Consider the following 12,301-nt stretch of genomic DNA (forward strand, 5'->3'; position numbering starts at 1 on the left):
CCACCGTCGGCCTCGCGGCGTCGCAGCTATCCACCCTCGTTTCGTCATCGTTGTTGGGGGGCGAGTCGGCCGCCGCCGTCTATACCGTCGTGCGGCAGGCGCTTCACGCCAATGCCTGCACTCGCCTGCGGCCGCTCACTCGTTGGCACGTCCAACAGTACTCTTGTCTCAGGTGCGCTTGCCTCAGGTGCGCTTGCCTCAGGTGCGCTTGCGGCTGGAGGTCGCCTTGGCGGTTCCGCCGGTCGACTTGCTGGCGCTGCTGGTCTGAGACGAGGCCTGGGAGGCCGCCTGTGAAGTCGCCTGGCTGGCCTGCTGGGTGGCCTTTTCGGCTGCCTCGGTGACCTGCTGGGTGGCCTTCTCGACCGCCTCGGTCGCCTGGTCGCGGGCCTGGGTCGCCTGATCGGCAAGCTGCTGGCCGGACTCGGCAAACAGCGACTCCAGTTCGCTCTTGAACTCGAGGCTCATTTCGCTCATGGCGCGGGCATCTTCGAGCATCTGCGCCGACAGTTCGTTGAGCATCTCGGCCTGACGGGTAGAGAAGTCGCGCAGCCCCTCGGCGTCGTTGATCGCGGTGGCTTCACGCATGCGCTCGGTACCCATCTGGCTATAGCGCTTCATCGACTCCATCTGGTACTGGGACATCTTCTGCATGTTGTCCAGCATCAGGGAGTTGAGTTTGCGCATCGGCTCGAAGAACTGACGAGTCTGCTCGTTGAAGTTGTCGAACATCTTGTCTTGCATGACCGAACCTCCTGGAATCGTGTCGATGGTGTCTGTCCACTCGGCAATCCGCTGCCACTGTCCGCAGGGCGCCTCCGTCCAGGAAGCATGCTGAGGACAGCGTTGTTGCAGCGCAACAAACTCAGTCTGGCACACCCTCGGTGACAACGCCATGACAGGCGTCGCCTCCTGCGCGATTGTGCATCAAGACGCCCCGCACCCTCGCCATCGGCGAATCTGCCCTCCCCGTCATACCCGAGGCCGCTTTCCTGCGGGCCCCTGGCAGGCACTTGACGAGCACCTGGCTAGCTCTTGCCGCCCTTGGCGCTGCGCGAGCTGGCCTTGGCCGCCCCACTGGACCGCGGCGCCGTGGAGCTTGACGCCTCCTCGGCCTTGTCATCCTTGGCAGAAGACCCCTTGGCGCTCTGGGCGGCCTGGGTCAGCATATCCATCATCATCTTCTGATAGTTGCCGAAACTGGCAAGCCCCTGGGACAGTCCCTGCTGCAGCGCCGGCTGTTGCAGGAACGGCTGCATCAGGCTCATCGGATCGTAGCCTTCGACACCGGACTCCATCTGCCGATGAATGCGATCGAGCAGGTCCTGCTGGAAGGCCTCGATATTGGGAAGCCCCAATGCCTGGCGTAACTCTTCCGGGGTCAGATCGAATTCGACGTTGATCTTCATGCTGGCCTCGTGATCCTTGTATGGCGGTGTGTGGCGCCGGTAGCCCGCACTATCGGGCGCAAAGATGCCTGCATCCTGCACCTTCCCTGCCACCGTTACTTGAGTGTAGCAGTCCTGTCATGCTCTGCGATTCAGCGTAGCCGTGGTGTGCTGACTCGCACATCACTGTTCTGTGCGCGATGACGCAGCAGGTGGTCCATCAGGGTCAGCGCCATCATCGCTTCGGCGATGGGCGTGGCACGAATCCCCACGCAGGGATCGTGGCGTCCCTTGGTCACCACCTCCACCGGGTTGCCATCCACGTCGATGGAGCGCCCAGGAATGGTGATGCTGGAGGTCGGCTTGAGCGCCAGGTGAGCGATCAGCGTCTGGCCGCTGGAGATGCCTCCCAGTACGCCACCGGCATGATTCGACAGAAAACCCTCCGGGGTCATCTCGTCACGGTGCTGGCTGCCACGCTGGGCCACGCTGGCAAAGCCGTCACCGATCTCGACGCCCTTGACCGCGTTGATGCTCATCAGGCCGTGGGCCAGTTCGGCATCGAGGCGGTCGAACACCGGCTCGCCAAGCCCGGGCGGCAGCCCTTCGGCGGTGACGGTGATCTTCGCCCCCACCGAGTCCTGGTCACGGCGAAGCTGGTCCATGTAGGCCTCGAGTTCCGGCACCCGTTCGGGGTCGGGACAGAAGAAGGGGTTGTCGTTGACCGCTTCCCAGTCACGAAACTCGATGGCCAGCTCGCCCAGCTGACTCATGTAGCCACGCACCACGATGCCCTGGCTCGCCAGGTACTTCTTGGCGATGGCCCCGGCGGCCACCCGCATGGCGGTCTCGCGGGCACTGGAACGTCCGCCACCGCGATAGTCGCGCTCGCCGTACTTGTGGTGATAGGTGTAGTCGGCGTGGGCCGGCCGGAACTGGTCCTTGATCTTCGAATAGTCCTTGGAGCGCTGGTCGGTGTTCTCGATCAACAGGCCAATCGAGGTACCGGTGGTGCGCCCCTCGAACACGCCCGACAGGATCTTCACCTGATCAGGCTCACGACGCTGGGTGGTATGGCGCGACGTGCCTGGACGGCGACGATCCAGGTCGGCCTGCAGATCGGCCTCGCTGAGCTCGATGCCAGGCGGGCAGCCATCGACGATGGCGCCGAGCGCAAGCCCGTGACTCTCGCCGAAGGTGGTGACGGTAAACAGCTTGCCGAAGGTATTGCCGGACATGGGCGCTCCTCTATTGTTGTGCAAAGGACGCCGCATGGGCGTCGAGTTCTTCGGCGGTGAGGGCGAACACGCCCTGGCCGCCGCGCTCGAATTCGAGCCACAGGAAGGGAACCTCGGGGAAGGCCGCTTCCAGATGATGATCGGAGTTGCCGACCTCGACGATCAGCACGCCGTGGTCGCTGAGGTGCGCTCTTGCCTCGCGCAGGATACGTCTGACGATATCAAGGCCATCGCTGCCCGCCCCCAGCGCCAGCGCCGGCTCATGACGGAACTCCTCCGGCATGGTGGTCAGGTCGCGGATATCGACGTAGGGCGGGTTGGACACGATCAAGTCGTAACGCTGCCCTTCCAGGCCATCGAAGACGTCGCTGTGCACCGCGCGCACGCGCCGGCCTACGTCGTGGCGATTGATGTTCTCACGGGCCACCGCCAGGGCGTCCTGGCTGATATCGGACAGGTCCACCTCGACGGTAGGCAGATACTCGGCGCAGGCGATGCCGATACAGCCCGAGCCGGTGCACAGGTCGAGGATGCGCCGAGGCGGCTCCTCGGGGAACCAGGCCTGAAAGCCCGACTCGATCAACTCGGCAATCGGCGAGCGCGGAATCAACACCCGCTCGTCCACACTGAACACAAGCCCGGCGAAGAAGGCCTCGCCGAGCAGGTAGGGCAAGGGCCGCCTGTCGCTGATCCTGGCGCGCACCAGGCCGACGATGCGCTCGCGTTCCATCGGCAGCAGCCGCGCATCCAGCACGCCGGGGTCCACGTTCCAGGGCAGATGCAAGGCGCCAAGCACCAGGGCCACCGCCTCGTCCCAGGCGCTGTCTGTGCCGTGGCTATAGGTCAGCCCCGCCAGGTGAAACTCGCTGGTTGCCCAACGCAGACAGTCGCGCAGGGTGAAAAGGCCGTCGGCCAATTCAGCGTCGGGGAGCGCCAGCGTCGAAGACCTGGAAGTGGACGGAGAGGAGGAAGAGTCGGCCAAGAGGGCATCCTGTCGATCGGGTTCAAGAAGAGGCGTGCGCCAGGATCGCATGGACCATCACCGCCTTCGACGACCTTCACGCGAAGGTCCCTTCCGTTCCAGGGGCGAAGGCAGATGCAAGATCCTGGATAGCGATATAGATAGAGATCGAGATAGCGATATAGATGGCTATCTGACTCGCAAGGCATTGTATCCGTGCCGGCGGTTCACTGCCACGGCCACCACGGTATACTGGGCCTCCCTTTTACCGGACCCGAGGACCCCATGAGCCAGCGCCAGCCACCGCCCGACGACGAGATCAGCGCATTTCGCCAGGCCCTGGAGCAGGCAGGTGTCCGTCGTATCCGCCACAACCGCGCCGACACCGGCAAGCCGCGTCCGACCACCCGTGCCCAGCGAGATCAGGCCGCCGCCGCGCGCCGCGCTGCCGCCGTCAGCGCGGGTGATGACGTGGCCACCGGGCGCACCTCGGATGGACGAGTCGAGCCGGTACGCCCATCGGAGTATCTGGACTTTGCCCTTCCCGACCTGCCCTATCGCACCCGTAGCCAGTTGAAGCGTGGGATGATCGGCTGGGAAGGTGGTCTGGACTTGCACGGCTACAGCCTCGAGGAGGCTCGCTCGGAACTCGAGAGCTTTCTGCGTGACTCGGTGGCCAGTGGTCATCGCTGCGTGATCGTGGTCCACGGCAAGGCCTGGGGCGCCACCGCCGACTATCCGGTGATCAAGAGTCACGTCAATGCGTGGTTGAGAGAATGGCCAAGCGTACTGGCCTTCTGTTCGGCCACCGACGCCGAAGGTGGCACCGGTGCGGTTTACGTGCTGTTGAGACGGCGCGGACAAACGCCCTGAGGCCCTGTCACGAACGACCGTCAATGTGTGGCTTTCCATAAGTTCAGGAGAATGGCCAAGCGTGCTGGCCTTCGCTTTCTCAACCCCTGCCACCGACGCCGAAGGCGGCACCGGTGCGGTTTACGTGTTGCTGAGACGGCGCGGACAGACGCCTTGAGTCCCCCGCGGCAACGGCTGGCTCTCTAGAAATTCAGGAGAATGGCCAAGCGTACTGGCCTTCGCTTTCTCAACCCCTGCCACCGATGCCGAAGGCGGCACCGGTGCGGTTTACGTGTTGCTGAGACGGCGCGGACAGACCCCCTGAAGCCCGATCACAAGGTGTATTGAGCCACCGAGGTATTGTAGAGACGGCGCGGACAGACGCCCTGAGTCAGCCTGCTGGCTTTTCAGTCTGCTCGACGATACCGCAGGTCTCGATGCGATCCAGCGCCTGGCAGGTCAGGTGACGCCCCAGACGGATCAGATCCCTGGCACGGTGGAATTCGAAGGAGCCGCAGACGGTCTTGGGTATCTCCACCAGGATGTCCGGCGGATAGCCCGCCTCCTTGTAGCGCGCCAACGCGGCCTGGGTGATGTCGAAGGAGGTCAGGATGGTGGCCAGCCGCCCCCAGTCCTTACGCCCCAGCGCGGCATTACCGCGCTCGGCACGGTCGGCTTCGGCCTCCGATTCGGCGCTTTCCTGAAAACGCCGCGCCATCAGCGCACCGCGTCGATCGCCCCTGCGGCGTTCTCCGTTGGTACCTTTACCGCCCCGGGCCTCATCGCAGCTCGGGCACTCCACCGGCAGCAACTCCTCGAGAGAGACAAGGTTGGGGCTGTTGGCGGTGACGTTGACCGCCATCACCAGGTCCGCGTGGACCGAGACGTTGGAGATGATCGGCAGCGGATTGAGCAGACCGCCATCGACCAGCAGCCGAGGCCCATCCTCGACCGGCGTGAATACCCCGGGAATGGCGATGGAGGCACGGATAGCCTTGAGCAGGGACCCCCGCTGAAACCACACTTCTCGCTGGCGCATCAGGTCGGTCGCCACCGCGGTGAAGGGAATGGGCAGGTCCTCGATGGCGACGTCACCGATAAACGACTCGATCTTGCTCATCACCTTCCTGCCCTGCATGGCACCCATGGAGGTGAACGACATGTCGAGCAGACGAAGTACACCGAAGGAGCCCAGCTCCTCGACCCACTGACGGTAGGGCTCGAGCTTCCCCGCAGCAAAGATGCCCCCGACCAGGGCGCCCATGGAGCACCCCGAGATCGCCACCACTTCATAGTCGCGGGCGACCAGTTCCTGCAGCACACCGATGTGGGCATAGCCTCGGGCACCACCACTACCCAATGTCAGCGCAATGCGCTTGCCGCTCGATCCCGGGGGACAATCGTGGCGATAGACGGTCATGGCAATGCCCTCCTGCTGCGGATTGGCCGCGCGGGCAGCGCTTGAACAGCGCATGCCTCGCACTCGCAGGCCTGTCTATAAGCTTAGACTAACCCACCGTGGAAAAGCTTACGCGGCCTGTCACGGCGCAGCGGCCAAGACTCATCCACCGACCGGCTGCCAAGATCGTCTTTTCGATCAAGGTGTTGCGGACAACGCCTCGACGATGGCATCGGCCACCGCGGGGGCGTGCTGCGGCGAGGCATGAAGATGGTGTCCGCCCTCCAGCACGCGACGGGTCAGGCGGTGAACGCGTGCTCGCGAGGCCACCCCTCGTGGACGTTCCCCGAGAATACCGTCACGCCCTTCGACCAGCAGTACCTCGCAGGCAATAGCCTCGAGCAGATTGGCGACCTGGTCATCGGTCAGCCGCACGGGGGAGGGGCGCAGCAGGCGCGGGTCGGTGCGCAGCCGCAGGCCGCCCTCGTCGCAGGGGGTCAGGTTCCTGGCCACGATGTCGCGCACCGTCTCGGCATCCACCGGGGTGGCGCCACCGGCGACCCGCGCCGCCACCGCGGTATCCAGATCGGCATAATGAGGAATCCGCGAGCGACGGCGACGCTGGGCCCGCAACGAACGCCCCAACTGGCCAGCGGTATCTTCAGGTGGGGTGGTCAAGGCCCCCAGACCGTCGATCAGCACCAGGCGCTCGATGCGTTCGGGCCAGGCCGCGGCGACCAGGCAGGCCACCCCGGCGCCGAGGGAGTGAGCCAGCACCGGGGCACTATCCAGTCCGAGATCATCCAGTGCATCGAGCAGGTCGTGGCAGTAGTCCCAGATGGCGTAGTCGTAGTCACCGGGCAGCCGCTCGGAGTGGCCATGGCCGGCCATGTCGATGGCCACCAGGCGTATATCGAGCCGTTCGGCCAGTACCGGCGCTAAACGCGCAAAGCTTGCGGCGTTGTCGAGCCAGCCGTGCAGCGCCAGCCACACCGGCGCCTCCGTGCGTCCCCAGGCCAGTGCGGCCAGGCGCCCCTGTGCCAGGCGAAGCGCTTCTCCCGCTGGCTTCATTGCGTTGTCCCTTCGCCCAGCAGACGGTCGATTATGGCCAGCAAGGCGCGTCGCGTTGCCTCGGGCTGCTCCATCGGAAACATATGACTGCCGGGCACCCTGTCCAGGGCGATACCGCGCCGGCTGAGACGTCGGCAACGTGCCTCGGTCAGCAAGTCAGACGTCTCCCCTGCCAGCACACCCAGAGGTACTCGTACCTCCGTGGGCAGACGATCCAGATGGTGGGGCAGATGACGGAAGATCTCGACCTCGATATCCGGGTCATAGCTCAACACCACCGCGCCGTCCTCCAGGGTCGTGGTGCCGGCGTCGATGTAGTCGTCCAGTGCCTCTTCGGTGAAGCTGCGAAACAGGCCCTTGCGCCGAAGTTGAGCGCGCATCGCATCACGGCTTTCCCAACGGGTACGGCGCCCCTTGCTCTTGCCTGCCGGCGTCACTCGATCCACCATGCCGAGCCACTTGCTGACGCGCATGGCCAAGGCGTCGATGCCCAGCATCAGCGGCGGGTCGAGCATCACCACCGCCTGGAACCGCTCCGGCTCCAGGCGCGCCGCCATGGCGGTGATCACCCCGCCCATGGAGTGGCCGACACCGATAAAGGGTCCGGCCAGGTGACGGGTGCTCTCGAGGTATTCATCACGCAATGCCAACCAGTTGTGGCCCACGGGAAAATCGGGATGGTGGCCCAGGCGATCGAGCGGCTGGACGTCGAAGCGCTCTGCGAGTGGTGCCAGCAGGCTTCTGTAGCTGCCGCCGGGAAAGCCATTGGCGTGGGCGAACAGCAAGGTTGGGGTATCTGGCATGATTCTGTCTCATCCGATGAGAGGCGGCGACCCGCCGCTGTAGCCTTGGCAGGCTAACGGCATTACCCTAGGCCGCCAAGTGAACCAAAGCCTAGATTCCCCGGAATTCCCCCTGACTCCCCGCTACCAAGGAGCAACGCGTGTCCCGTAAACCCGCCCGCGATACCCGCCTGCGCAACCGTCTGTTCTTCACCACCGTGGCCGTGGCGGTGGTCATCGGACTCTGGCTGGCGCGCTGATATCTCTCCCTGACCCCGTCTCACTGCCGCTGACTTGCCGACCCTGTCTCGCTGAAAAGTGATGATGGCGTGCGTTATGAGCCAAGCCCTGCCGCGCCACCTCTCGTGCCCTCCCCCGACGTCCTGGCGTCCCTCCCTGGCGAAGGGTTAGCTTCAGGGACTGTCGACGCGGCAGCGCCAGCATCGAACGTCAGGAATCAGAAGGAACGGGCGCGCTCGATCAACTGCTCGAGCTGCTTGCGCTCATCATCGCTTGGCATTTCCAGTGGGGCACGCACCGCGCCGGACGGACGGCCAATCAGGTCGGTGCCGGCCTTGATCAGGCTGACGGCGTAGCCTGCCTTGTGGTCGCGCAGGGCGACAAAGGGCAGGAAGAACTCGCGGGAGATCTTGCGCACGGTGTCGCTGTCACCGGCACGCAGGGCCTTGTAGAAGGTCACCGCCATGTCCGGCACGAAGTTGAACACCGCGCTGGAGTAGGTGTTTACGCCCACCGCCAGGTAAGCCTCGGCGATGATCTCGGCGGTGGGCACGCCCCCGACGTAGGCCAGTCGGTCGCCGACGGTCTTGATCACGCGGTTGAGCGCCTGCATGTCGCCCTTGCCGTCCTTTAGCCCCACCAGGTTGGGGTTGGCGTCGGCCAGCCGCTTGGCGGACTGAGCGTTGAGCACGCCGTTGCCACGGTTGTAGTAGATCACGCTGACGCTGGTGGACTGGCAGATCCGGCTGGCGTATTCCACCAGGCCGTCCTGGGGACACTCTGTCAGGTAAGGCGGCATCAGCAGGATACCGTCGGCGCCCTCTTCCTCGGCGATGCGGGCGAACTCGGAACCGGTGGCCACGCTCAGACCGGCGCTGGCGATCACCGGCAGCTTACCATCGACGACTTCCACGGCCAGACGGACGATCGCACGGAATTCCTCCAGCGACAGGCTGAAGAACTCGCCGGTGCCACCGGCGACGAACACCGCCGAAATCTTGTGGCTGATGAACCACTCGAGACGCGCGCGATAGCTCTCGGCGTCGAAACGTCCTTCGGCGTCGAAGTCCGTGACCGGAAACGACAGCAGTCCATCGCTGATCGCCTGCTTGACCTGGGCATGGGAAAATTTCACCGAAACGTCCTCCTGTCTTCGTCGTGAACGGACATGAGGGTTTCGATTCCCGCCATGTCATACATCATACAAAGCATAAGCTAGACGTCGGGACGCTGACTGACAATAGCCCCTGTGGTAACTTTAGACCAAAGTTCACACTCCTGTTTCACCCGCCGCAATGCCGACGAGAGACTCGAAGCGGGCCCCCGGGGCCATCCGACACCCTCTCCCTGGAGGCCCAAGGACGCGCCCATGTCATTGATCGATGTCTTCCTGTCGACGCTCAACATCAGCCTGCCGGTGTTTGCCATGGTGTTTATCGGCCTTGCGCTCAAGCGACTCGGCTGGATCGACCAGGCCTTCGTCAATACGGCGTCGCGACTGGTGTTTCGCGCCACCCTGCCGGCCATGCTCTTTCTCAGCCTGATCCGCGCCGATCTGGAACGCACCCTGAACCCCTGGATGCTGGCCTTCTTCGCACTGGCCACCATTGCAAGCTTCGTGCTCGCCTGGGGCTACGCTGCGCTTCGGGTCAAGCGTCACCAGCGCGGGGTCTATGTACAGGGCGCCTTTCGCGGCAACTGCGGAGTGGTCGGCCTGGCACTCGCCCACGGCATGTACGGCGAGGTAGGGCTATCGCTGGGGAGTCTGCTGCTGGGGGTGGTAATTCTCTGCTACAACGTGCTGTCGGTGGTGGTGCTGGCGGCATACCAACTGGACGAGGACGGCCGGCGCAAGGCCATCGACTGGAACAGCATCTTCCGCCATATCCTGACCAATCCGCTGATCCTGGCGGTGGTGGTCGCCACCCCCCTGGCGGCGCTGCAGGTCAGTCTGCCCGAGTGGATCGAGACCACCGGTGACTACTTTGCCTCCTTGACCCTGCCGCTGGCGCTGATCTGCATCGGCGCCACCATCTCCACCCGGGCGCTCAAGACCAGCTATCGCACCGCCGTCAGCGCAAGCCTCGCCAAGATGGTGGTGATCCCGCTGGTGGCCACCCTGGCGGCGCTGGGGCTTGGCTTTCGTGGTGCCGAGCTGGGCGTGCTGTTTCTGTTCTTCGCAAGCCCCACCGCGGCGGCGGCCTTTGTGATGGCCAAGGCCATGGGCGGCGATGAAATTCTGACGGCCAATATCATCGCCCTCACCACCCTGGTGGCCAGCATCAGCGTGACGGTGGGGGTCTTCGCCCTGCGGCTCAACGGGCTCATCTAGTTCAGCCCTTGGCTTCAGTCCCCTCGACCACCTCGAACTGCTCGATACCGCCGCCCTCGCGGGTGGCCTCTGCCGGCAGCGGGTTGGCGTGGGCACGCTTGAAGTCGTCGCTGCCGACCCAGGCACGAAACGCCGACTGGCTCTCCCACTGGGTCTCCACCACGTAGGGCGCCTGGTTGCCCAGCGGCCTCAGCACACGCATGGCGACAAAGCCCGGCTGCTTGTCGATCTCTCCGGCGCGACGGCGAAAGCGCTCTTCGAACTCGTCCTCGAAGCCCGGATTGACGAAGATGCGGTTGTTGACGAAAAAGCTCATGGGCGTCCCTTCAGGTGAAAGCCCGCCAGTGACGGGCCCGTTCTATCGAGTGCGAAATATGTCAGACACGTCGCTCGCACCACGCCAACCACTGCGGTCAGGGTCAGCGAAGTGACGATGGCGTGGTCATGCCCACCAGCCGCGCACAACCAGCGGCTCTGACGTCGGCTTCCAGTTCGGCGATAGCCGCGGTGACAAAGCCCACCCCGGCCCCTGCCCTGCCCTCCGCCAGCAGCCCGGTCAGGGCCGCGACCAGCGGCATATGGCTGACCAGCAGCAGCGGACCCTCGTCACTTTCCAGCGTCAGCCAGTCCACCACGGCCTCGGGGGAATCGTCGGGGGTGATGATGTCCAGGGTATCGAGACTCACCTCGTCCGGCAGTGCTTCCAGCACCAGGGCGGCGGTCTGCTGAGCACGCACGTAGGGACTGGCCAGCACCTTGAGCCGGCCCCAGTCGATGTCGTCACGACTCGCCAGCCAGCGGCCCATGGCGCGAGCTTCCTCCTCGCCGCGGGTGGTCAGCCTGCGCGCCTCGTCGGGAAAGCCTGGAGTGGCCTCGCCGTGACGCATGATCCAGAGTCTATCCGCCATTCTTGGCCTCCGTCTGTCGCCGGTCCTGCTTGACGTCCTCGCGGGGGAGTACGAACTCGACGTCGCTGCTCTGCTCGCCGCGCATCAGCAGCTTGGCCATGTCACGGGCCGGCACGCCGCGAAACAACACCTGATAGAGCCCTTCCGCCAACGGCATGTAGACGCCTTCGGCATCGGCCTTGTCGCGCACCAGCTTGACGGTATTGACCCCTTCGGCCACCTGGCCGAGAGACGCCACCGCCTCGTCCAGGCTCTGACCCTTGCCCATCGCGAAGCCGACGCGATAGTTGCGCGACAGTTCCGACGAGCAGGTCACGATCAGGTCGCCGACGCCGGCCAGCCCCAGGAAGGTCATCGGATTGGCGCCCTGGGATACGGCGAAGCGGCTCATCTCGGCCAGCGCACGGGTCATCAGCATGCTGCGGGTATTCTCGCCCATGCCCAGCGCCGCTGCCATGCCGGCGGCGATGGCGTAGATGTTCTTGAGCGCACCGCCAAGCTCGACCCCGTAGCGGTCATTGCTGGCGTAGACGCGGAAATAGTCACAGCCCAGCGCCGCCTGCACCCGCGATCGCGTCTCGGCGTCGTGGCTGGCGATCACCGTGGCGGTGAGCTGCTTCTGGGCCACCTCGGAGGCCAGGTTGGGCCCGGACAGCACGCCCACGTGGGCAAACCCCGTCTCGTCCTCGAGGATCTGGCTCATCAGCTTGAAGCCATCCTCCTGGATACCCTTGGTGGTGCTGACCAGAATCTGCTCGGGCTTGAGCCAGGGACGTGCCTGGCGCACCACCTCGGCGAAGGCCTTGGAGGGAATCGCCACCAGCACCAGGATGGCCTCCTCGAGCACCCACTCGAGTTCGGTGGACGCCTCGACCCTGGGGTTGATGGCGTAGTCGGGCAAGTAGCGCGGATTGCGATGATCACGATTGATGCTTTCCACCAGCGCGCCGTCCCTGAGCCATTGGCGCACGTGGAAGCCGTTATCGGCGGCGATGCTGGCCAGAGCGGTGCCGAAGCTCCCGCCCCCCAGCACCGCCACCCTGGTGTCCATGTCGGTCATGCTTGCTCCGCAGTCGATGAGTCTTGGTGGATTGTACCGAATCTGACGTCACGACGAGGGATCTCGTCGCCAC

The 12,301-nt window shown here is 64.7% G+C and carries 13 protein-coding genes; 2 read left to right on the forward strand and 11 right to left on the reverse strand.

What is annotated here, in order from left to right; all coding sequences use genetic code 11:
• Positions 1 to 198: 198 nt before the first annotated feature.
• From C9F12_RS18355 to prmB, 4 genes are all read right to left on the reverse strand, one after another.
• Positions 199 to 741 (reverse strand): phasin family protein, encoded by a 543-nt coding sequence (locus tag C9F12_RS18355; protein WP_045991793.1) that lies wholly within the window; start codon positions 739 to 741, stop codon positions 199 to 201.
• Between the two features lie 284 nt (positions 742 to 1,025).
• Positions 1,026 to 1,406 carry a hypothetical protein gene (locus C9F12_RS18360; protein WP_045991794.1) on the reverse strand — a complete coding sequence of 127 codons (381 nt, stop codon included), beginning with the start codon at positions 1,404 to 1,406 and terminating at the stop codon, positions 1,026 to 1,028.
• A gap of 131 nt (positions 1,407 to 1,537) precedes the next feature.
• Entirely contained in the window at positions 1,538 to 2,623 is a 1,086-nt protein-coding gene (gene aroC, locus C9F12_RS18365) for a chorismate synthase (protein WP_108131481.1), read from the reverse strand.
• A 10-nt stretch (positions 2,624 to 2,633) separates the two neighbouring features.
• A complete protein-coding gene (prmB, locus tag C9F12_RS18370; RefSeq protein ID WP_231498478.1) occupies positions 2,634 to 3,605 on the reverse strand; it encodes a 50S ribosomal protein L3 N(5)-glutamine methyltransferase in 972 nt (323 codons plus the stop codon).
• A gap of 264 nt (positions 3,606 to 3,869) precedes the next feature.
• Here prmB and C9F12_RS18375 point away from each other — a divergent pair, with 264 nt between their 5' ends.
• Entirely contained in the window at positions 3,870 to 4,457 is a 588-nt protein-coding gene (locus C9F12_RS18375) for a Smr/MutS family protein (RefSeq protein ID WP_045991797.1), read from the forward strand.
• Positions 4,458 to 4,827: 370 nt separating this feature from the next.
• Here C9F12_RS18375 and C9F12_RS18380 read toward each other — a convergent pair whose 3' ends face one another.
• From C9F12_RS18380 to kdgD, 4 genes are all read right to left on the reverse strand, one after another.
• Complete coding sequence (locus C9F12_RS18380; protein ID WP_045991798.1) at positions 4,828 to 5,856, reverse strand: patatin-like phospholipase family protein; 1,029 nt, start codon at positions 5,854 to 5,856, stop codon at positions 4,828 to 4,830.
• 177 nt (positions 5,857 to 6,033) lie between these two features.
• Positions 6,034 to 6,906, reverse strand: a complete 873-nt coding sequence (locus C9F12_RS18385) for an alpha/beta hydrolase (RefSeq protein ID WP_108449788.1) — start codon at positions 6,904 to 6,906, stop codon at positions 6,034 to 6,036.
• Positions 6,903 to 7,709: an alpha/beta hydrolase gene (locus C9F12_RS18390; RefSeq protein ID WP_108449789.1), complete on the reverse strand. Its 807-nt coding sequence runs from the start codon at positions 7,707 to 7,709 to the stop codon at positions 6,903 to 6,905. The genes C9F12_RS18385 and C9F12_RS18390 overlap by 4 nt, the downstream gene beginning before the upstream one ends.
• Before the next feature lie 436 nt (positions 7,710 to 8,145).
• Complete coding sequence (gene kdgD / locus C9F12_RS18395) at positions 8,146 to 9,063, reverse strand: 5-dehydro-4-deoxyglucarate dehydratase (protein ID WP_108449790.1); 918 nt, start codon at positions 9,061 to 9,063, stop codon at positions 8,146 to 8,148.
• A gap of 234 nt (positions 9,064 to 9,297) precedes the next feature.
• On the opposite strand from kdgD, the gene C9F12_RS18400 reads away from it, so the two are divergent.
• Positions 9,298 to 10,260 (forward strand): AEC family transporter, encoded by a 963-nt coding sequence (locus C9F12_RS18400; RefSeq protein ID WP_108449791.1) that lies wholly within the window; start codon positions 9,298 to 9,300, stop codon positions 10,258 to 10,260.
• Between the two features lies 1 nt (position 10,261).
• Here C9F12_RS18400 and C9F12_RS18405 read toward each other — a convergent pair whose 3' ends face one another.
• From C9F12_RS18405 to C9F12_RS18415, 3 genes are all read right to left on the reverse strand, one after another.
• On the reverse strand, positions 10,262 to 10,576 hold the full coding sequence (locus C9F12_RS18405; protein ID WP_108449792.1) for an antibiotic biosynthesis monooxygenase: 315 nt from the start codon (positions 10,574 to 10,576) through the stop codon (positions 10,262 to 10,264).
• A gap of 103 nt (positions 10,577 to 10,679) precedes the next feature.
• On the reverse strand, positions 10,680 to 11,168 hold the full coding sequence (gene sixA / locus C9F12_RS18410) for a phosphohistidine phosphatase SixA (RefSeq protein WP_108449793.1): 489 nt from the start codon (positions 11,166 to 11,168) through the stop codon (positions 10,680 to 10,682).
• Positions 11,158 to 12,228, reverse strand: coding sequence for an NAD(P)H-dependent glycerol-3-phosphate dehydrogenase (locus C9F12_RS18415; protein ID WP_045991813.1), 1,071 nt, complete (start codon positions 12,226 to 12,228; stop codon positions 11,158 to 11,160). Before C9F12_RS18415 ends, sixA begins: the two co-directional genes overlap by 11 nt.
• Positions 12,229 to 12,301: the final 73 nt, after the last annotated feature.

It is taken from the genome of Halomonas sp. BN3-1, from assembly GCF_003056325.1.
Classification (GTDB): Bacteria; Pseudomonadota; Gammaproteobacteria; order Pseudomonadales; family Halomonadaceae; genus Halomonas; species Halomonas litopenaei.